Genomic DNA, 19,573 nt, shown 5'->3' with positions numbered 1-19,573 from the left:
CACCGCTCGGGGCGCCACTCACCACGACGTCCCGTCCGTCAGCTCCCGAAGATCGGCTGGCGGTACACCTTGTGCTGGGCGGAAGACCGGGCCGCCGCGCAGGCCGCTACCGCTGATCAGGAGGTGAGAGTGTTCGCACCACACGGCACGCCGTCACATCACCTGGCGAAGTCCACCCAGGGAGGCGAGGACCGGGGCCGGGGCCGTCAGCGCCAGGGCGAGATCCGGCTCACGACCGGTGAGGCTGTCCAGCACATCGTCGGCCGTACCGTGCCCCTGCACATCGTCGACACCACCCGCTGCGACGAACACGTCGTCCTCGGCGACACCGATCTCGTACCGCGACTCGATACTGGCCCGCAGCGCGAGCGTGGTGGCCGGCGGGTTGCCGGTGAGCACGCCGATCCCCCCGGCGATCAGCAGACCGTACATGGTGACCAGCGGGAAGTCCTCGATCCTCGACTCCGGCTCCGACCCGAGCGCCAGCGCCACGTCCCGCTCGTGGATCCACGCGTCCCAGAGCATGTGCAGGGAGAGCGTCGACCAGTGCACGTGGCGTCCGCTCGGTGCCGGCAGCAAGGGACCCTCCGGTCCGGCGGCCCGCGCCTGGAACAGTTCCCCTTCCCGCTGGACCAACTCCCCCAGGGTCCGCAGGGTCTGGTCCGGGCTCTGCTTCGGCGAGTCCGCCAGCCACAGCGCCGGTGTGCGGGCGGGGTGGATGGGCCCGTGACGCAGGAACCGTGCGATCTCCGGGCTGCCGCTGAGCAGCGCGACGTGCAGCTCTGCCACGTTGACCACGTGTCGGACCACGTCGTGCACCGACCACTCGGTGCAGCGGGTTCTCGCCGTCCAGCCCGCCGGATCGAGGCGCATGACGAGGCGCAGGAAGTTCGCCCGTTGTCGCTGGAGTGCGGCGCCGATCGGTTCCGGGCCGGTGGTCAGACCACGCTTCTCGGTAAGCACAAGATCAGACAACGGATCACCTCTCGACGAGCGGACCGACGACCGGTTCGGGATCGACACGTTGCACCATTGTGGACGGTCATACGATTGATCGACAGCCCTCGAACGAATGAGAGGCGTCAGGCCGCGGACAGCGCCACCACGTCACCGGGTCTGGTGGCCGGGCTGGTGAGCGCGGTCGGAGCGCAGGTGGATCCGGCTTGGCGGGGGCGGCGAGTCCTGGCCCCGGCGGTTTCGCCGAGCGGGCGGTGGCACCGGTCGGAGTCCTGTTTCCGGTACCGGACGGCCTGGGTCTGCCGGAGGCGACCGCCCTGTTCAGCGACGGCAGCACGGCGCAGGGGCTGACCGAGCACGCCAGGATCGACGCCGGCGACTGGGTCCTCGTCGAGGCGGCGGGTGGGGTGGGGAGTCTGCTGGTGCAACTCGCTCGTGCGGCCGGGGCGCGGGTGGTCGGAGCCGCCCGCGGCTCGCGGAAGCTCGACGTGGTCCGGGAACTGGGCGCCGACGTGGTGGTCGACTACTCCGAACCGGACTGGACCACGCGAAGCGACCGGCGGTGCCGGACCGGATGTGGTGTTCGACGGTGTCGGCGGTCAGATCGGGCGGGCCGCGTTCGAGGGGACGGCCCGCGGCGGCCGTTTCTCGATGCACGGCGCCGCCAGCGGCGGGGGGCACGCTCGTCGAGCCCGCCGAGGCACACCGTAGGGGCATCGAGGTGATCGGCATCGCGCAGTTGTCCGGCTTCAGGTCGGAGATGGTGCGGTGGGTCGAGCAGATGATCGCCCAGGCGGCGGGGGTCGTCCGGCCGGTCATCGGGCAGACCTTCCCGTTGGACCGTGCCGCCGACGCGCACGCCGCGATCGAGAACCGTACCGCCGTGGGGAAGACCCTGCTGCTGATCTGAGTGCCGGAGCAGGCCTGCGGGCGGGTGGGCCGTGGCTTCGCGGTCACGAGTCGCGGCGGCGTCCGCCGTCGATCGGTGCGCCGTCGCGCAGGTGTCCGTCGGCGATGAGGACGGCGAGGTCCGCGTCGACGTGCTCGTACCAGGTGTCGTCGGGATAGACGACGACGAGCGGGCCGAGGTTGCAGGGGAACAGACAGCCGGTCGGGGTGACCAGGACGTCGTCGTCGCCGAGGCCGTGCTCCTTGAGGCGGTTGCCGAGGGCGGCGGCGACCTGGCCGGCGCCGTACGCGGTGCAGCGGGGCCCACGGCAGAGCAGTACGTGTCGGCGGTGTCGGGTGATCTGTGACCAGGCCGGGCTGCGGAACGGTCCGGGGTTGCCGTCGAGCGTGGCGTGTTCGCCGGTGATGGCGTCGCTGACGGCGGTGACCAGCGCGGGGCGTGTCGCCAGTGGTGGGGCGAGGAGGACTCGTACCTGCCGACTCCGGGTGGTACGCCAGTGGGCGACCGCGCGGCGCAGCCAGGTGTCGAGGTACCGGTCGGGCGGTAGGTGCGCGGCCACGAGCAGGACTTCTCCGTGCTCCGGTACGGCGTCGAGGGCGGTGTGCAGCGATGGTTCGGCGCCGTCGAGGAAGCAGGCCCGCACCGGCACGCCGGTGGCCTCGGCGACCTGCGCGGCGAGGTGGTGGATCGCGTCGTGGCCGCCGTGGTGCGTCGCTCCGCGCGAGACGAGCAGGACGTTCATGCCACCGGTGCCCGGTAGGTGATGACCGGGCGTCCGTCGTGCAGGGCGACGTCGGCGTCCACGGCGTACACGTCGGCGAGCAGCGCGGGCGTCAGCACCTCGGCAGGGGGTCCGGAGGCGACGACCCGGCCCTGGCGCAGCACCACCACGAGGTCGCAGAACATCGCGGCCAGGTTGAGGTCGTGCAGTGCGGCGAGGGTGGTGACGCCGCTGCGCCGGACCAGGCCCAGCAACTGGAGCTGGTGGCCGATGTCGAGGTGGTTGGTGGGTTCGTCGAGCAGGAGCAGTTGCGGTTCCTGGGCCAGTGCCCGGGCGAGTTGGACCCGCTGGCGTTCCCCACCGGAGAGCGTCTGCCACCGGCGGTGGGCGTAGCCGGTCATGTCGACGCGGTCGAGGGCGTCGGCGGCGGCGGCCCGGTCGGTGTCGGTGTCCGACCAGCGGGAGCGGCGGTGCGGAGTGCGGCCGAGCAGTACCACGTCGAGTGCGGTCAGGTCGAGGTCGGTCTCGGCGTACTGGGCGAGCAGGGCCATCCGTCGTGCGGCGGTGGCACGCGGCAGCCCGGCCACGTCGTCGCCGGCGACGGTCACGGTTCCGGATCCGGGGGCGATCAACCCGGCGACGACCCGCAGCAGGGTGGTCTTGCCGGACCCGTTGGGGCCGAGCAGTCCGACCAGGGTGCCGCGCGGCGCCGAGCAGGTCACCCCGTCGAGGAGTCGAGCGGCCGGCACCGACCACGAGACGTCGTGGATCTCCAGCATCAGGTGCTCCGGTCCCCTCGGCGCAGCAGTAGCACGAACGCGGGCACCCCGATCAGGGCGGTCAGCACGCCCACCGGTAGCTCGCGGGGGTCGAACAGGGTCCGGGCCGCGGTGTCCACCCAGATCAGGAAGATCGCTCCGGCGAGGACGACGACCGGCAGCAGCCGCCGGTGATCGGGGCCGGTGAACCGCCGCACGGCGTGCGGCAGGATCAGCCCGACGAACCCGATCGCGCCGCTGATCGAGACCAGCACGGCGGTCAGCAGCGCCGTGGTGACCAGGAGCAGCCATCGGACACGCCGCACGTCCACGCCGAGGGCGGCGGCGGCCTCCTCGCCGAACGCGAACGCGTTGAGCGCGCGGGCGAACCGGAGGATCACGGCGAACCCCGTCGCGAGCAGCGGCGTCGCCCACGCCAGGGCGGTCCAGTCCACGCGGGCGAGCGAGCCGGACAGCCAGAAGGTGATGCTCTGGGTCGCGTGCGGCTGGGCCGCCCAGATGATCACGAACGTCGTCAGCGCGGCGCACATCTGCGCGACGGCGACGCCGGCCAGCACCACCCGGGTGGGTCGCAGCACCGCTCGCCGGCCGGCGGCGGCGACCACGACGGCGAACGCGGCGAGCGCCCCCACGAACGCTCCCCCGGTGAGCGCCGCCGCGCCCGCGCCGAGTCCCAGGACGAGGACGGCGACGGCCCCCAGCGACGCGCCGGAGGAGACACCCAACAGGTACGGGTCGGCGAGCGGGTTGCGGGTGACGGTCTGCATGACGGCGCCGCAGGCGGCGAGGCCGGCCCCGACCATGGCGGCGCCCAGGACCCTCGGCAGCCGCAGTTCCCACACGATGTGGTCGCGCAGCAGCGGCACGTCGGAACTGGCCAGGCCGAGATGACCGGTGACGACCCGCCACACGGTGCCCAGTGAGAGGTCTGCCGGCCCCACCGTCACGGCCGCGGCCACCGACAACAGCAGGACACCCGCGAGTACGACCACGGCGGCGGCCGGTCGCACCGTCCGGGTCGGTTTGGGCGGGGTCGGTGCCGGCCGGGTGGTGACGGTGGTCAGTTGCTCATCCCGCCGACGCCCCGGGCCAGTGCCTCCACGGCGAGCACGTTGCGCACGCCGGCGGAGGTGGCGGAGAAGGGTACGGTGACGTACCGCTTGTCCCTGACGGCGGGCAGGTCCTTGAGCGCCGGGTGCTTCTCGAGGAACGCCTGCTTGGCGGCGGCGGTGTCCCAGCTCGCGTCGACGAGCACGATGACGTCCGGGTCGCGCTCGATGACGGCCTCCCAGTTGGTGTCGGCCCAACTGCCGGTCAGGTCGTCGAAGATGTTGGTGACCCCGGCCGCAGACATGATCATGGCCGGGCCGCCGCAGCAGGCGCCGGCACTGGGCGCGTCGTTGCCGCCGTCCCACCACAGCACCCGCGTGCCCTTCGCACCCGCCGACACGTCCGCGATGCGTTGCTTCTGGTCGGCGATCAGCGTCTCGGCCCGCTCCGCGACGCCGAAGATCGCGGCGATCTCCCGGATCTCGGTGAACACGTCGTCCATCGCCAGCTTCGCCGGCCGGGTGTCCTTCGGGCAGCCGGCGGTGGAGAGGTACGTGGTCACGCCGAGTTTCTGCCAATCGGCGCGGTCACCTGCTCCCTCGTCGCCGAACGCGCTGGAGAAGGAGGCGTAGACGAAGTCCGGGGCGAGGTCGAGCAGCTTCTCCTTCGACGGGTACTCCTTGGCCAGCACGGGCACCTGCGCGTACGCGGCGGCGTACTCGGGCAGCACCTCGTCGTCGAGGTAGGCGGTGCCGGCCATCCGGTCATGCAGGCCGAGCGCCAGCATGATCTCGGTGGCGGACTGGTTCATCGTCACCGCCCGCGCCGGAGGGCCCGGGACCGTGACCGGGGTGCCGCAGTTGGTGAGTGTGACGGGCCCGGCGGCGGAGGCCGTGGCAGCCGGCTCGCTGTCGCCGGTCGTGGCGCATCCGCCGAGCAGGGCGAGCACGATGGAGAGCGGCGCGGCAACGCGCCAGGACGCAGGGAACCGCATAGCGGGACCACCTTCCAGCACCTCGTGGACGGTCGTACGGGTGCCGTGGCCGGTCTCCTGGCTGACGGGTGGTGCGCCGGTGGCCGGCCTTCCCAGGCTTACGCCCAGTGACCTTGCGTGGCCTCCAGCATCCCGATCACAGTGGCGAGGGCCGCACCGGTCTCACACCGGCTTCCCGAACACCACGGCGAGGCCACCCTAACCAAAGCAGGCAGCACCGTCACCGTGGCCTAGATCATGGTCGGGAGTGCACGTGGGTTCAGGCGGACGGTGCAACCGAGCGTCGGTGTCGCACCAGGACGCCTCGAAACGTCTGGGGTCCCGGTGTCACAGCGGTGGTGGGGTGCCGGCACCGCCTGGATCAGAGACGAACTCAGCGAGACTTCTTCGCTGCTCGCTTGCGCGGTGGGGTCAACAGGTCGGCGACCGCGGCGATCGCGGACGGCACCAGGCGGTAGTACGCCCAGACGCCGCGCTTGTCACGTTCGAGCAGGCCGGCCTCGGTGAGGATCCGCAGGTGGTGACTGACGGTCGGCTGGGAGAGTCCGAGCGGCTCGGTGAGGTCGCTGACCGACGCCTCTCCCTCGGGAGCCGACTGGATCAGGCTGAGCAGTCGTAGCCGGGCCGGGTCGGCGAACGCCTTCAGCACCCCCGCGAGCCGTTCGGCGTCGGCACGCTTGATCGGCTCGCCGGCGAGGGGCGAGATGGCGGGCGGCGCAGTCTTCACAGTTCCCACGCCTTGCATCGTTGCAGCACACCCCGTCGATCCGCTGGTGAACGAGGGCAGGATCACCCGGAGTTCGTGCGGCTGCCCGCCACCGGACATCGCCGTACCCCCGCCGGGGGGAGTCGTGAACTCCTCGGAGGCAGGCAAGTACCTCCGCCTGCGGTGCGACACCGGGCTCGGCGCAGACGACATCGAGGCGCTCATCGTCGCGCTGCGCGACTGCGTCGCCGGTGCCTCCATCGCGGAGGGTCACGGGTGGCGACGGTCTTCGGGCCGGCGAACAGGCGCGGGATGCGTCGGAGCCCGCCCGGTGCGTACAGTTCCGGGTCGGACGTGGGGTCGACCGGACGGATCCGGCGCAGGGAACGGGACATCGACGGCATGACGGCGGACAAGATTGCGAAGAACGGTCAATACCGCATTGACCCGACCCAACTGGAGACCTGTCTCAGCGTCTTCGAGGCGTTGGAGGATCTGCCTCCCGATCATCCCGACGTGGTGCGGGTGCAGCGGGCCACCGCGAAGCTCTACAAAATGATCAAGCAACGGCGACGTGAGGACCGACGGGATGCCATCGCGGCAGCCGATCGCGCGGTGACAGCAGCCACCGCCACCGGTGCCCCGGGCCGCATCGACGACGAGACCCAGGGCAACCCGCTCGTCTCCCCCACCGTGGGTGCCACCGCCGGCGTCCTGCACAAGCCGCGTGGTTGCTACATCTGCAAGCAGCGCTACCGCGAGGTGGACGCCTTCTACCACCAGCTCTGCCCGACCTGCGCCACCCTGAACCGGGAGCGCCGCGACGCCCGTACCGACCTGACCGGTCGGCGCGCGCTGCTCACCGGCGGCCGGGCGAAGATCGGCATGTACATCGCACTGCGGCTGTTGCGCGACGGCGCGCACACCACGGTGACCACCCGATTTCCCCACGACGCGGTCCGTCGATTCGCCGCGATGCCCGACAGCGGGGACTGGCTCCACCGCCTCCGGATCGTCGGGATCGATCTGCGCGACCCCGCCCAGGTGATCGCCCTCGCTGACTCGGTCAGCGACCAGGGACCACTCGACATCCTGATCAACAACGCGGCGCAGACCGTCCGCCGCACGCCCGCGGCGTACGCGCATCTCGTCGCCGCAGAGGCGGCGGCCCTGCCGGACGGTCCGCTACCGGAGATGATCACCTTCGCCAAACCTGCCGGCCGGAGCGAACCGGCGGGTAGCCTGATCGCGGCACCGACCTCGCCCACCATCACGCCACACGCGCTCACCGCGCTGGCGCTGACCAGTGGCTCCGCCTCACCGGAACGGATCGCGGCAGCCAACGCCATCGACGCCGGCGGTCTGGTGCCCGACCTCGACCCGGTCAACAGTTGGGTGCAGCGGGTGCACGAGGTGGACCCGGTCGAACTGCTCGAAGTGCAACTGTGCAACGTGACCGCGCCGTTCGTACTGGTCAGCCGACTGCGACCGGCGATGGCCGCAGCGACCGCCCGCCGCAAGTACGTGGTGAACGTGTCGGCGATGGAGGGCCAGTTCGGCCGCGGCTACAAGGGGGCAGGTCACCCGCACACCAACATGGCCAAGGCCGCGCTGAACATGCTGACCCGGACCAGTGCCCAGGAGATGTTGGCCGACGGCATCCTCATGACCAGCGTCGACACCGGCTGGATCACCGACGAACGGCCTCACCCGACGAAGATGCGGCTGGCCGAGGACGGCTTCCACGCCCCGCTGGACCTGGTCGACGGCGCGGCCCGGGTCTACGACCCGATCGTCCGCGGCGAACAGGGCGAGGACCTGTACGGCTGCTTCCTCAAGGACTACGCGCCCTGCGCCTGGTGATCGGCGCTGACCCCGGGGACAACCTCCGCCAAGCAGCTCGAAGGCCCGGCCGCACAGCGCGGCACCCCGCCCATGCCCTCCCCCACCCGGCGGCCAGCCGCCCGCCGGGTGGCGGCGCCGACGTCAGGTTCCGGTCACCCGACGCCTCCGGCCCCCAGGCCGGCTGAGAGGAACGAGTCCTCACCGCGTACATCGTCTCCTCGCCTTGGTGCTCGACGTCATCGTCAGCGTCCTGGTGACGTGGAAGAAGGCCGTCTGAAGCCCCGCGAGGACCCCGCCGCATCCACGCCGATGCCGTCCCCCCTCGCTGGTAGGCATACCCTGACCACGAGCACAGCTTCCGCAGGCACGTCAACGCTCGGGCTCGACCGGCCCGCGCCCGCTGCTCGACCCGAGAGGTACTCCTATGCCCGATACGACGGAGCCCGTCACGTACCTCATCGTGGACGGGGAGAACATCGATGCCACTCTCGGCAACAGTGTTCTGGAGCGCCGACCGGCACCTGCGGAGCGACCGCGGTGGGAGCGTCTGCGGGACTTCGCGCGGGACACGTGGCAGCGGCCGGTGAAGGGGCTGTTCTTCCTCAACGCCTCGGGTGGCGGTCTGCCGATGCCCTTCGTCCGGGCCCTCCTGAGCATGGAATACCGGCCCATCCCGCTCGCCGGATCGTCGGAGCAGAAGGTGGTGGACATCGGCATCCAGCGAACGCTGGACGCTATCGCCCGACGCCCTGGCAACGTGATGCTCGCCAGCCACGACGGCGACTTCCTACCGCAGATCGGGGAGCTCCTGCACGGTGACCATCAGGTCGCGGTCGTCGGGTTCAAGGAGTTCCTCAACGCCGGCTTCGCCGAGCTGCCGGGCCTGCAGGTGTTCGACCTCGAGGAGGACGCGGGCTGCTTCACCAACGTGCTTCCTCGGGTTCGCATCATCGACCTCGACGACTTCGACCCGGAGCGCTTCCTGTAGGCCGGACGGCATCCGACTGACGGCGAGCACCAGGTCACGGCGGACAAGCCGCGACAGGCCGGCCCCACCTGGTGCTCGCCGTGGCCCGTGCTGCCGTTCGCCGAGGGCTGCCAGGCTAGTTTGCTCGGATGAGTTCCCTCGATGACGTCGCGAGGCGTGACGGTTGGCGATGCTGGGTCTGCGACGAGTCGGTCGACCCCCACATGTCGGTGAATGACCCGCGTGGTCCCAGCGTCGACAGCCGTACCGCCGACAAGAAGGCCCGGGTCGCCGAGCGGCTCGCGCATCGTGCCTGCAACACCCGCAAAGGCGCGGTCAAGGTGGTCATTGCCTGGCCGGAGCGTCTGCACGTGGTGGAACCGGCATCGCTGATCGCCGTCGCCGAGCGACTCGAACGCAAGGGTGGCCGCGAACTGGTCGCCCGCTGTCCACGTCGAGAGGATGCCGAGGAGGCGGCGGAATGGCTGGTCGACCGGTTCTCCCGGCTGGTGCCCGGACTGCCGGTGACCGCGAGCGTCGACGCGGGCGGCGGGCAGTACCTCGTCGCCTTGGCCACCGGTCGCCGCTGACCGACCGCCTGCTCGACAGGCCGCTGGCCGCCAGGGCAGCCCACCGAACCACCGCCAGCGCCGTCACTCACGGTCCACCGAATTCGATTCGAAGGCGGCACAGCGGTGGCCGTGTTGCGTTCTGCCGTCAGTCGGCCGGTCCACGGTGACGAGAGAGTGACACTCCGCAGGTAGTGGGCGGCTCATCCGGCCGGCCGAGCCAGGCGAGAATCACCTGGTTCGTCTCCTGCGGCTTCTCCTGCTGGATCCAATGACCGCAGTCCAGGCTGACCACCTTCACGTTCGGCACGTACTCTGCCAGGCTCTCAGACCGTGCCACCGTGTCGCGATCGCCGTAGATCATGAGGGTGGGCTGGCGGATGACGGGATCCACGTCCGCCAGCAGGTGCCAGTTGCGGTCCAGGTTCCGGTACCAGTTCACACCGCCGGTGAAGCCTGTCGATTCGAAGGCGGAGACGAAGGCCGCCAGTTCGCTGTCGCTCATGACAGGCTCACCCGGCGGGGTCTCCATCCGGGCAAGGTCGATCAACGTGGTGCCGGGTGGTGGCTCCGCGAGGGGCACGTCCTTGCGGTACAGGTTCCGGAGGAACTGGTACGTGTTCTCCTCGAACACGGCGTCCGCGACGCCCGGCTGCCGGTTGAAGTGGACGAAGTAGAAGTCGCTGCCGAGCACCTCCTCCATGCCCTCGATCCATGGTTTCTCCCTCGCCGACCGGGCGAGACTGCACCGGCTCAATCTTCCGAGGCCCTGACGCGAAGCCCGACCTGCCGGACTCTGGTCGCCGGATCAGGCAGGCGGCGGGCTGCGGCGGGCAGGTGTCCGCCGCAGCCCGGAGGCCGGTACCGGCCTCCGCCGTGGTCAGCAGGCCAGGGTGGAGATCGGTACGCCCGTCAGGCCGTCACCGCGGACGAAGCCGGTGACGCCGGTGCTGTTGTTCCTGACGTAGTACCAGCCCCATCCGTCGTCGCCCACCGCGCCGCACCGCAGGGTCACGCTCTGGCCCACGTAGCCCAGGCCCAGCACGGTGCAGGTCGTCGACGGGCCGCTGCGCAGGCGGATTCCGGCGCCCGAGAAACCGACGCTGTACGGCTCGTTGGCGCCGGGTAGCCAGCCGCAGCGCGGTGCCATCGCCGTGGTCGATTCTGTCGCGGTCTGCGGGGCGGCCTGCGCGATCGCCGGGCCGGCGGTCACGACCGGCAGGCCGAGGGCCACGGCGCACGCGGTCAGGCGTGCGGCTGTGGTCAGTTTCATCTGCCACTCCCTGTCTCGTGGTCGTCCCCGCCCATACGGCGACTGCCCGCAGCAGCGAGAACGGCGGCGATATACCCAGTGGCCTCACCCTAGAAGGCGCATCGACATCGATCACAGTCATTTATCGGGACCGGCGCGGCCGACCGCACGCTGCTCAGCCGTCACCACCAAGGGCCAGCCCTGCGTGATCGCGACACGGGCCGTACGTGCGGATGTCTTCAGGCGGCTCCGGCGACACCCACCGGCAGCGCCGGGCCGAGCAGCAGGCCACCGTCGAGCACCAGCTCGGTGCCGGTGGCGAAGGATGCCTCCGGTGAGGTCAGGTAGAGCAGTGCCGCGCTCACGTCCGCCGGGGCGCCGAGTCGGGGGATCGCGAACGGCTTCGGGTCGTAGAAGTCCGAGATGGGCCGCTCACCCGGTGCGGCCGGTTCGTGGATCAGCTTGGTCGAGATGACGCCGGGGTGGATGGTGTTCACCCGGATGTTGTCGCGGCCCAGTTCGAGGGCGGCGCTCAGCGTCAAGCCTCTGGTCGCCCACTTGCTGGCGACGTACGAGGCGTAGAGCGCGGTCCCCCCGTACGCCATGGTCGATCCGATGTTGACGATGGAGCCGCCGCCGGCCCGCCGCATCGCCGGGGCGACGGTCTTGATGCCGAGGAACTGGCCGGTCACGTTGATCGCGAAGGTGCGGTCCCAGCGGGCCTGGTCGGTGGCGTCGATGGTGACGGCGGAGTTCTGGACACCGGCGTTGTTCACCAGGATCGTCAACGCGCCGAAGGTCTGCTCGGTGGCGGCGACGGCGGCGGCCCAGTCGTCCTCGCTGGTGACGTCGAGGTGGACCGCGAGGGCACGTTCACCCAGTTCCGTGGCGAGCTCCGTGGCCTTGCTCAGACCACCCGTCGTGCTGCCGATGACGACGTTGGCGCCTTCGGCGTGGTAGGCGCGTACGTGGCTTTCGCCGAGTCCGCCGGTGCCGCCGGTGATCAGGGCGGTCTGGTGCGCGAAGCGTGGCATGTGCACTCCTTGAGAAGGCTGGCTGGGTGAGCTGACCGACTCACCTCACCACTGGACGCTACCGAGGCCCGGCATGCCGAGTCAAGTGACTCACCTCGCCATCAGGCATACTGGGACCATGAGCACCGAACCCTCGGCGTACCACCGACGGGTGGCAGAGGAGAAGCGCGCGGCCATCCTCACGGCCGCCACCGACCTGTTCCTGGCCTCCGGCTACGACAGCACCTCGCTCGCCAGGATCGCGGAGGCGGCGGGGGTCTCGAAGGCGACCCTCTTCAAGCAGTTCCCCACGAAGGCGGCCCTCTTCGACGCCATCGTGACCGATTCCTGGAAGGTCGAGGACTCCGGTGGCCCGGACCCGTCCGCCACCGACCTCCGGACCGGCCTGACCGCGATCGGCCACCGTTACGTCGAACTGCTCACCCGTCCGGGGATGACCGCCCTGTTCCGCATCGTCATCGCCGAGCTGCCGCGCTTCCCCGAACTCGGGGAAGCCCAGTTCAGCCAGGGGAAGATGCCTTACTTCGAGTCGGTCAGCCGATACCTGGCCGCCGCACACGCCGCCGGCTCCGCGAAGGTCGAGGACCCCACCCTCGCGGCGACCCAGTTCCTCGGCATGATCTCCAACTTCGTCTTCTGGCCCACTCTCCTGCTCACCGACTGGGCACCCGAACGCTCCGCGATCGAGCGGGCCGTGGAGGAGGCGGTGCAGACCATGATCGCCCGGTACCGGCCCTGAGCACGGCAGGAGACCAGGAACCGGGCGTCGGTACTGGGGAAACCGAGCGAACCCCGCCCGCCACCTACCTTGCGGGCAGGCAAGAGTCCGGCCTCCGGTTCGGTCCGGCGAGCCCCTATCTGAACGGTGACGTCATGTCGTGGATGATCGTCCGGGTCGCCGGATACAGGGAGCGGTACGCCGTGTAGCCACGGTCGTAGGCGTCGGTGGTCGACGGATCCGGTTCGACCCGGGCAGCCCACCGTGTCCACTCGTCCTCACGGTCGACCAGCCCGACCGCGAGGCCCGCAAGGTACGCGTCGCCGTAGCTGGCCCCGATCGTCTGCTCGGGGATCAGTTGCGGCTGACCGGTGACGTCGGAGACGATCCGTGTCCACAACGATCGGGCGCCTCCGCCCACCGCGATGACCCGCTCCGGTGGCGTCAGGAGACCGGACATCTCGTCGAGGTGGTGCCGCACCGCGTAGCCGGTCGCTTCCAGCACCGCCCGATAGAGATGCCCGCGCCCGTGGTCGAGGGTCAGGCCGGCGACGACACCGCGCGCCTTCTCGTCGAACAGCGGAGTCCGCTCGCCCGCGAAGTACGGCAGCATCACCAGGCCGTCCGCGCCTGCGGAAACCGCTGCGGCCTCGTCCGTCAGCCGCGCGTAGTCGGTTCCGCCGACCAGCTCTCGCAGCCACTCGACCACGGCACCCGATGTGGCGGTGCCTCCCGCGACGCAGAAGCTGCCCGGAAAGAGGCCGGTGGTCGCCCACATCCTGGGGTGGACGACCGGCGCGGTCACCACCTGGGTGAGGAACATGGTGGTGCCGTACATCAGCATCAGGTCGCCGGGGCGAGTGGCACCCACGCTGGCGGCCTCGGCCCAGGCGTCGACCGTGCCGGCAGTGACCGGGACGCCCTCGGGCAGGCCGGTGATCCGTGCGGCGTCCCGCGAGACCCGGCCGGCGATCTCGGTAGGCCACAGCAGCCTCGGCAACTCCAGCCCCGGGGCGATCTGCGTGGCCAGGTCGTCGATCCAGGACTGCCGGTGCAGGTCGTAGAGCGGGTCGCTCTGGCTGGCCGAGTGGTGGTCGAGGACGTACTCGCCGGTGAGCCGGAACACCAGGAACGAGCTGGCCATGAAGAACCGACGGGTGTCGGCCCAGACCTCCGGCTCGTGTCGCCGGACCCACCGCAGCTTCGGACCGGCGGCCTGACTGGTCAACCGGTTGCCGCCGCGCCGAACGATCTCGTCGGCGCCGATGACGTCGGTCAGTTCGGCGATCTCCGCTGTCGCCCGGGTGTCGACGCCGTACAGGATCGCGGGCCGCAGCGGCCGTCCCTCCTCGGTGGTCGGCAGGACGCACGGACCGATGCCGCTGACCGCGACGGCGGCGACCGGCCCGGGAGCCGCCGCGAGCAGGTCCCGCACGATGGCGACGAACTCCGACCACCAGACCGTCTCGGCGTCGTGCTCCACGTGGCCCGGCCGGGGCCGCGACACCCGGTGCGGGCGGATCGCGGTGGCCAGTACGGCCCCGGCCGGGTCGGTGAGGACGCCCTTGCTGCTCGACGTGCCGATGTCGACGCCGAGCAGGCAGGGGTCACCGGTCATCGGCTGGTCCTGCGTCGCACCCGTGCAGACGGATCTGCGGCAGGCCGGTGACCTCCCGGTCGTACTCGCGGTCGATGCGGATGTCGGTCAGTTCCTGGAGGAAGACCTCACCCTGGCTCCAGACGGTGGCCCGGAAGACGTGTCCGCCACGGACGTTGCCACCCGCCTCGGAGAACAGGGCGTGGCAGTGCGCCCACAGCTTGCCGTCGAGGGTGGTGACGTTGCCCTGGATGGAGAGGATCTCCATCGGGCGTTGCAGCACGACGGTGTCGATCTCGTCGGCGAACTCGTGCTCGCGGTGGATCGGCAGCGTGGTGATGTCTCGCGGGTTGCGCAGGTAGACCTCCTGGATGGTGCCGATCACCGAGAGGATGACGGCGGTGTGCACGCCGTGATCGCGGCACACCTGCTCGATCGAGTCGGTCAACTGGGCGCCGGGCTTGATGCTCGCGGCGATCACGCGGCCGTTGCCGGCGGCGCGGCTGACGACGGCGGGGACGGTGCTGGTCATGGTGCCTCCCGAGGTGCTGGTCACTTGACGCTGCCCATCGTCATTCCGGTCACGATGTGCCGCTGCGCGGCGAGGGTGAGGAGGAAGACGGGCAGCATGATGATCGAGGCGTAGGCCATCATCGGCCCCCAGTCCAGGGACGCCTCGTGGACGAAGTTGAAGACGGCTACCGGCAGGGTGCGGCTGTCGCCGTCGGAGAGGATCAGCGCCATCTTGAAGTCGTTCCAACTGAAGATGAACGCGAGGATCCCGGCGGTGAGCATGCCGGGCCGGGTCAGTGGTACGGCGATCCGCCAGAACGTCTCCAGTTTCCCGCATCCGTCGACCTGGGCCGCGTCGTGGACCTCGTCGGGCAGGGCGGCGAAGAAGTTCACCATGATGAAGACGGTGAGCGGGAACGTGATGATGACGTGCGACAGGACCAGTGCCGGGTAGGTGCCGACCATTCGCAGCGCGGTGAACGCGACGAAGAACGGCACCAGGTAGGCCACTCCGGGCAGCAGCCGGGCGGTCAACAGCGACAGCGAGAGCTTCGTCTGCCGGTAGCGGGCGATGCTGTAGGCCGCAGGCACACCGATGAGCAGCCCGAGCAGGCTGGAGGAGGCGGCGACGATCAGGCTGTTCGTCATGTAGCGCGCGAACGGGGTGCGGGTCAATGCCGCCTGGTAGTTGTCCAGGGTGGGAGTGAAGTCGAACCACTTCGGCGGGATCGTGTAGATGTCGACCTGCTGCTTGAACGACGAGGTCAGCATCCAGAAGAACACGAACAGGGCCGGGGCGAGCGCGACGGTGACGGTGACGGCGAGCGCGATCCGACCGAGGATCGATCGCCGTCGGCGAGGTCTGGCCGCCGGTCGGGTCGGCGGTGTCGCGGTGGCTCGGGTGGCGGTCAGGGTCTCGGACATCGGTTCACCCCTGGTCGGTCCGCGCCCGGAGGCGGGTGAAGACGATCGCCACGACGAAGACCAGTAGGGTCAGCCAGACCAGCAGCATCGACCCGTACCCGAAGTGCAGGTACGACAGGCCCTGCTTGAAGGCGTACAGGTTGAGGGTCTCCGAGGCGGTTCCGGGACCGCCGTCCGTGATGACTTTGATGATGTCGAACGTCTTGATGGCGTCGATGAGTCGGAACAGTGCGGCGACGAGGATGACCGGGCTCAACAACGGCAGCGTGACGCTGACGAAGGTACGCACCGGCCCCGCGCCGTCGACCTTGGCCGCCTCGAACGGTTCCTGCGGAAGCGCGGCCAGCCCGGCCAGCACGATCAGCATCACCAACGGCGTCCACATCCAGGTGTCCACGATCGCCAGCGCCGGGATGACGAGGTTGGCGTCACTGATCCAGAGCAGGGTCGGTCCACCGACGGATTGCACGAGGTAGTTGAGGATGCCGATGGTCGGGTCGAACATCATCTTCCATACCAGGGCGACTGCGGCCGGTGTCGCGATCATGGGGAACATGAACAGGGTGCGGGCCACGCCTCGGCCGGGGAAGCGCTGGTGGAACAGCAGGGCCGCCCCGACGCCGAGGACGACCTGCAGCCCCACCGACAGGGTGACGAAGTAGATGGTGCGCCAGATGCTGCCCCAGAACTGGCCGTCAGTCAGCGAGCGGGTCAGGTTGTCCAGACCGACGAACTCCGGTGGCCGTAGCCCGCCGGACCACTCGTGGAAGCTGAGATAGACGGTGTATCCGATCGGGAACGCCAACATCGCGACGACGACGATCAGTGCCGGGGCCGGCAGGATGTACCGGTCGTATCGGTCGAGAACGTCGAGCAAGGTGCGGCGTGGTGCGGGCTGCGGGGGCTTGCGCGCAGCCCGTGGGGGGCTTTGGGTGAGCGGAGCCATCGGGACCAGGTCCTCCCTTGCGAGGTCCGCGGCCGGAGGAGTGGCCTCCGGCCGCGGCCGATCACTAGCGCATCGCGTCGAGCAGGCCCTGCAGCTTGTCGTTCTGCTGGTCGGCCGTCCGCTTCAGGGCGTCGCCGGTCTGACCCTCCAGACCCTTGTTGGCGACCAGTCCGGCGATCTCGCGGGCCTCGACGCCCGGGGTCACCGGCGGGTTCATCCGGGCCCGTGCCGTCTGGGTGCTGCTCAGCACCACCTGGGTGAACTCGGGCGTCTTGTCGGCCTGCTTGAACTCCGGCGACTCCCAGGCCGACGCGCGCGGGCTGGGCCAGCCGGTGAGTTTCAGGTCGAGGTTCATCTGCTTGCTGGTGGCCCACTGGATGAAGTACCAGGCGGCGTCACCCTTCTCGGAGAAGGGGTTGATCCCGTAGCCCCAGCCGCCGATGAACGGCGCGGCGTCGCAGTCGGCGCGGGGGACGGTGGTGTATCCGACGTTGCCGGCCACCCGGGACTTCGTCGGATCCTCCAGGTCCTTGACGAACAGGTTCACGTCCAGGAAGGCGAAGACGTTGCCCTGCGCGAACTGCTGGGAGGGCACCGGCCAGTCGAATCCGGCGATGCCCGGCGGACCGTACTTCGTGCCGAGTCGTCCGTACGCCTCGTACGCCTTGAGCGCCTCCGGCGTGTTGATCGCCGCCTTGCCGTCGGTCACCCACTCGCCGCAGTGTGCGTAGAGGAAGGACGAGAACGGTGTGGTGGTCTGGTACGGGATCCCGCGCAGTGCGAAACCGAACACCCGGTTGCCGGGGTCGTGTACGGCCGCTGCGGCGGCGTCCCACTCGGCGAACGTGGTCGGCACCTCCAGACCGGCCTTCTCCAGCAGGTCCTTGCGGTAGTAGACCAGATCGGTCTGCATCTCCCAGAGGACGGTGACGGTCTGTTCCTCCACGGTCATCGCCTTGCGGATGCCGGCCCCGAAGTCCTCGAAGTCGTACTCCGGGTTGGTGGTCCCCGGGTTGGTCAGGTACGGGCCGAGGTCGGTGTACCAGCCGTTCTTGGCGAACTGCAGGCCGTCGACCTCGGGAAAGGTCGCCATGACGTCGAAGTCCGAGGCCCGCGAGGTGAGCCGTACCGGCAGGTTCTGCCGGTAGCTGGTGACGTCGGACCCCTCGATCTCGACGGTGATGCCGGTGAGGTCGGTGAACTCGGCGAGCCCGGCCCGCAAGCTCTCCACCTGACCGGTGTCGGCCACGTAGACCTTGATCGACTGGCCGTCGTAGCGCTTCCAGTCGAAGGTGTCGCCGGTGTATTCCGGGCCCTGGTTCCCGGCGCCGCCCCCGCCGCAGGCGGTGACGGCCAGCGTCGCGGTCAGGGCTATCGCGAGGGTCCGTGTTATCGATCGAAAGGATTGCTTCATGTCGGTTCTCCTGACGAGAAGACCGGTGTGTCGGGCGCACCGTCGTCGCCGGACATCTGAGCGACCACGGTGCAGGGCACCTCGCCGACGCCCTGCACATTGAGCGGGGCGAGGGTGAGCCGGATCCGGTGCCCGGCGAGGGCACCACATCCGACCAGTCCGGCCACGGTCCAGATGGACTCGGTCAGAGTCAGGGTGGCGGCCCAGTCGTGCCGCACCTTCTCCGGCCGGTAGTGCGTGAGATAGATCGTGGCGGCGTCCGACGGGTACGACGGGCGAAGCCAGGGCTGTAGTGCGGTCCACTCGGTCCGGGCGTGGTCGCCACCCGGCCGGTCGAGGTAGAGGCAGTCGGTGAGCAGCAGATCCGACGAGTTGGCGCCGAGCCGCTCGACCAAGAGCTGTGCCGCCGCGACACTCAGGTAGGGCCCGTCGAGGTAGTACGCCGCTTCTCCGAAGCGATCCGGCTCGTCACCCCAGCCCGTCGCCAGGACCACCGCGTCACCGGTACGCAGGTCGGCGTCGTCAAGCGCGGCACGGACGGTGTCGGCGGCGATCTCGCCGCCCGGTCCGGCCTGGCACGACAGCACGACCGCCGACCGACCGAGCAGCCGCTGCGGCGGCAACTGGTCGACGGTGGCTCCGGTGGGTGAACCGAGCGCGGGACCCAGCAATCGGGTCGCGGAACCGCTGCCCATGGTGATGTGGAAGAGGTTCGCGCCGTTGTGGGTCAGCGTCGCGATCTCCTCGGTCCGGTACGGCGCCTCCCAGGGAAAGAAGCTGCCGGCCGGTGACTCGGTGGTGATCGGGCGGGTCAGGTTGATGGTGCGCAGGGTCATCGGGCCTCTCCCGCCTCGTCGCCGTCCACAGCCAGCACGGTGCACGGGGCTCCTTCGGCTCCCGCGAGGAACAGGGGCAGGACGGTGACCCGGACACGCTTGCTGCGCAGCGCGCCGCAGTTGGCCACCGCGGCGACCGGTGACATCGCGAGATGCAGGACGACCGACGACCCCCAGTCCGGAGCGCCGCCACCGGCGCCGCGTTCCGGTGTGTAGTGCCGCATGTAGGTGCGGGCCTGCGGGGAGGGGAACGGCGGGCGATCCCACGGCTTGCGGGAGGCCCATTCCGGAAACATGAAGCCCTCACCGAGATTGCCGATGTACGCGCAGTCGGTCAGCATCAGGTCGCTGCCGCGTTCGGTCATCACCTCCGCCAGTCGTTTCGCGCCGTCCAGCGAGAAGTGCGGAGTGGTGGTCGCGTACTCGTCACCGAGCGTGCGGTAGCGTTCGTCGTCGCCCCATCCGGTGCGCAGCAACACGGCGTCACCGTCGCGGTAGTCGGGATCGCCCACGACGGCGCGCTCGATGTCGTCGGCCTCGATCTCCTCGCCGGCCTGTTTCGGGATGTCGATGACGACCGTCTCGCGGTCGACCAGCGTGCCGTAGTCGAGTTCGTGGATCCTGGGCGCGTCGTCGTCGTAGCAGGCACCGAGCATGAGCCGGGTCCCGGCCTCGCTGTGGAAGCTCATGTGGTGCGTCGCGACACCCTGCCGTCCGTGCGTCGTCACCGGCGTGAGCTGGAAGGGGGAGTCCCAGGCCCAGACGTTTCCGACCGGCATGAACGGATAGAGCGGCAGCGTCAGGTTGACAGTCTTCATCGGGCCTCGCTATCTCTCGGTGC

At 69.9% G+C, this 19,573-nt stretch carries 22 protein-coding genes and 1 riboswitch; of the genes, 6 read left to right on the top strand and 16 right to left on the bottom strand.

Features of this window, described 5'->3' with window-relative positions; genetic code table 11:
- Positions 1–153: 153 nt before the first annotated feature.
- Entirely contained in the window at positions 154–975 is an 822-nt protein-coding gene (locus ACIBMZ_RS23465) for a maleylpyruvate isomerase family mycothiol-dependent enzyme (protein WP_396697158.1), read from the bottom strand.
- A 236-nt stretch (positions 976–1,211) separates the two neighbouring features.
- Here ACIBMZ_RS23465 and ACIBMZ_RS23460 point away from each other — a divergent pair, with 236 nt between their 5' ends.
- Positions 1,212–1,682: a zinc-binding dehydrogenase gene (locus ACIBMZ_RS23460; protein ID WP_396697232.1), complete on the top strand. Its 471-nt coding sequence runs from the start codon at positions 1,212–1,214 to the stop codon at positions 1,680–1,682.
- On the top strand, positions 1,679–1,867 hold the full coding sequence (locus tag ACIBMZ_RS23455; RefSeq protein ID WP_396697156.1) for a zinc-binding dehydrogenase: 189 nt from the start codon (positions 1,679–1,681) through the stop codon (positions 1,865–1,867). The genes ACIBMZ_RS23460 and ACIBMZ_RS23455 overlap by 4 nt, the downstream gene beginning before the upstream one ends.
- 43 nt (positions 1,868–1,910) lie before the next feature.
- Here ACIBMZ_RS23455 and ACIBMZ_RS23450 read toward each other — a convergent pair whose 3' ends face one another.
- The 5 genes from ACIBMZ_RS23450 to ACIBMZ_RS23430 form a co-directional block, all read right to left on the bottom strand.
- Positions 1,911–2,609 carry a CbiX/SirB N-terminal domain-containing protein gene (locus tag ACIBMZ_RS23450; protein WP_396697154.1) on the bottom strand — a complete coding sequence of 233 codons (699 nt, stop codon included), beginning with the start codon at positions 2,607–2,609 and terminating at the stop codon, positions 1,911–1,913.
- Positions 2,606–3,367: an ABC transporter ATP-binding protein gene (locus ACIBMZ_RS23445; RefSeq protein WP_396697152.1), complete on the bottom strand. Its 762-nt coding sequence runs from the start codon at positions 3,365–3,367 to the stop codon at positions 2,606–2,608. The genes ACIBMZ_RS23450 and ACIBMZ_RS23445 overlap by 4 nt, the downstream gene beginning before the upstream one ends.
- Positions 3,367–4,377: a FecCD family ABC transporter permease gene (locus ACIBMZ_RS23440; RefSeq protein WP_396697150.1), complete on the bottom strand. Its 1,011-nt coding sequence runs from the start codon at positions 4,375–4,377 to the stop codon at positions 3,367–3,369. The genes ACIBMZ_RS23445 and ACIBMZ_RS23440 overlap by 1 nt, the downstream gene beginning before the upstream one ends.
- 50 nt (positions 4,378–4,427) lie before the next feature.
- Positions 4,428–5,411: an ABC transporter substrate-binding protein gene (locus tag ACIBMZ_RS23435; protein ID WP_396697148.1), complete on the bottom strand. Its 984-nt coding sequence runs from the start codon at positions 5,409–5,411 to the stop codon at positions 4,428–4,430.
- Positions 5,412–5,440: 29 nt separating this feature from the next.
- A riboswitch (cobalamin riboswitch) is annotated at positions 5,441–5,613 on the bottom strand.
- Positions 5,614–5,784: 171 nt separating this feature from the next.
- Positions 5,785–6,156, bottom strand: a complete 372-nt coding sequence (locus tag ACIBMZ_RS23430; protein ID WP_396697146.1) for an ArsR/SmtB family transcription factor — start codon at positions 6,154–6,156, stop codon at positions 5,785–5,787.
- A 363-nt stretch (positions 6,157–6,519) separates the two neighbouring features.
- Between ACIBMZ_RS23430 and ACIBMZ_RS23425 the strand changes: the two genes are divergently transcribed.
- From ACIBMZ_RS23425 to ACIBMZ_RS23415, 3 genes are all read left to right on the top strand, one after another.
- Positions 6,520–7,980, top strand: coding sequence for an SDR family NAD(P)-dependent oxidoreductase (locus ACIBMZ_RS23425; protein WP_396697143.1), 1,461 nt, complete (start codon positions 6,520–6,522; stop codon positions 7,978–7,980).
- A gap of 406 nt (positions 7,981–8,386) precedes the next feature.
- Positions 8,387–8,950: an NYN domain-containing protein gene (locus ACIBMZ_RS23420; protein ID WP_396697141.1), complete on the top strand. Its 564-nt coding sequence runs from the start codon at positions 8,387–8,389 to the stop codon at positions 8,948–8,950.
- Between the two features lie 203 nt (positions 8,951–9,153).
- Positions 9,154–9,519, top strand: a complete 366-nt coding sequence (locus ACIBMZ_RS23415) for a hypothetical protein (RefSeq protein ID WP_396697139.1) — start codon at positions 9,154–9,156, stop codon at positions 9,517–9,519.
- 127 nt (positions 9,520–9,646) lie between these two features.
- Here ACIBMZ_RS23415 and ACIBMZ_RS23410 read toward each other — a convergent pair whose 3' ends face one another.
- The 3 genes from ACIBMZ_RS23410 to ACIBMZ_RS23400 all read right to left on the bottom strand — a co-directional run bounded on the left by ACIBMZ_RS23410 (position 9,647) and on the right by ACIBMZ_RS23400 (position 11,784).
- Complete coding sequence (locus tag ACIBMZ_RS23410) at positions 9,647–10,201, bottom strand: alpha/beta fold hydrolase (protein WP_396697137.1); 555 nt, start codon at positions 10,199–10,201, stop codon at positions 9,647–9,649.
- A 177-nt stretch (positions 10,202–10,378) separates the two neighbouring features.
- The gene (locus tag ACIBMZ_RS23405) at positions 10,379–10,771 is read right to left on the bottom strand and encodes an SH3 domain-containing protein (RefSeq protein ID WP_396697135.1); all 393 of its coding nucleotides are present in this window, start codon (positions 10,769–10,771) and stop codon (positions 10,379–10,381) included.
- Between the two features lie 218 nt (positions 10,772–10,989).
- On the bottom strand, positions 10,990–11,784 hold the full coding sequence (locus ACIBMZ_RS23400) for an SDR family oxidoreductase (protein WP_396697133.1): 795 nt from the start codon (positions 11,782–11,784) through the stop codon (positions 10,990–10,992).
- Between the two features lie 118 nt (positions 11,785–11,902).
- Between ACIBMZ_RS23400 and ACIBMZ_RS23395 the strand changes: the two genes are divergently transcribed.
- Positions 11,903–12,523, top strand: coding sequence for a TetR/AcrR family transcriptional regulator (locus ACIBMZ_RS23395; protein WP_396697131.1), 621 nt, complete (start codon positions 11,903–11,905; stop codon positions 12,521–12,523).
- A gap of 115 nt (positions 12,524–12,638) precedes the next feature.
- Here ACIBMZ_RS23395 and ACIBMZ_RS23390 read toward each other — a convergent pair whose 3' ends face one another.
- From ACIBMZ_RS23390 to ACIBMZ_RS23360, 7 genes are all read right to left on the bottom strand, one after another.
- Entirely contained in the window at positions 12,639–14,120 is a 1,482-nt protein-coding gene (locus ACIBMZ_RS23390; RefSeq protein WP_396697129.1) for an FGGY-family carbohydrate kinase, read from the bottom strand.
- Positions 14,110–14,631, bottom strand: a complete 522-nt coding sequence (locus ACIBMZ_RS23385; protein ID WP_396697127.1) for a PPC domain-containing DNA-binding protein — start codon at positions 14,629–14,631, stop codon at positions 14,110–14,112. Before ACIBMZ_RS23385 ends, ACIBMZ_RS23390 begins: the two co-directional genes overlap by 11 nt.
- Positions 14,632–14,651: 20 nt before the next feature.
- Positions 14,652–15,536, bottom strand: a complete 885-nt coding sequence (locus ACIBMZ_RS23380) for a carbohydrate ABC transporter permease (protein WP_396697125.1) — start codon at positions 15,534–15,536, stop codon at positions 14,652–14,654.
- A gap of 4 nt (positions 15,537–15,540) precedes the next feature.
- Positions 15,541–16,413, bottom strand: coding sequence for a carbohydrate ABC transporter permease (locus tag ACIBMZ_RS23375; protein ID WP_396697123.1), 873 nt, complete (start codon positions 16,411–16,413; stop codon positions 15,541–15,543).
- Positions 16,414–16,546: 133 nt separating this feature from the next.
- Positions 16,547–17,896, bottom strand: coding sequence for an ABC transporter substrate-binding protein (locus ACIBMZ_RS23370; RefSeq protein WP_396697121.1), 1,350 nt, complete (start codon positions 17,894–17,896; stop codon positions 16,547–16,549).
- Positions 17,893–18,732, bottom strand: a complete 840-nt coding sequence (locus ACIBMZ_RS23365) for a cyclase family protein (protein WP_396697119.1) — start codon at positions 18,730–18,732, stop codon at positions 17,893–17,895. Before ACIBMZ_RS23365 ends, ACIBMZ_RS23370 begins: the two co-directional genes overlap by 4 nt.
- Entirely contained in the window at positions 18,729–19,550 is an 822-nt protein-coding gene (locus tag ACIBMZ_RS23360; RefSeq protein ID WP_396697117.1) for a cyclase family protein, read from the bottom strand. The genes ACIBMZ_RS23365 and ACIBMZ_RS23360 overlap by 4 nt, the downstream gene beginning before the upstream one ends.
- Between the last annotated feature and the right edge of the window lie 23 nt (positions 19,551–19,573).

This window comes from Micromonospora sp. NPDC049900, assembly GCF_044461025.1.
Classification (GTDB): Bacteria; Actinomycetota; Actinomycetes; order Mycobacteriales; family Micromonosporaceae; genus Micromonospora.
Note: the sequence above shows the minus strand (reverse complement) of the source record. Positions and strands in the feature narration are given on the sequence as shown.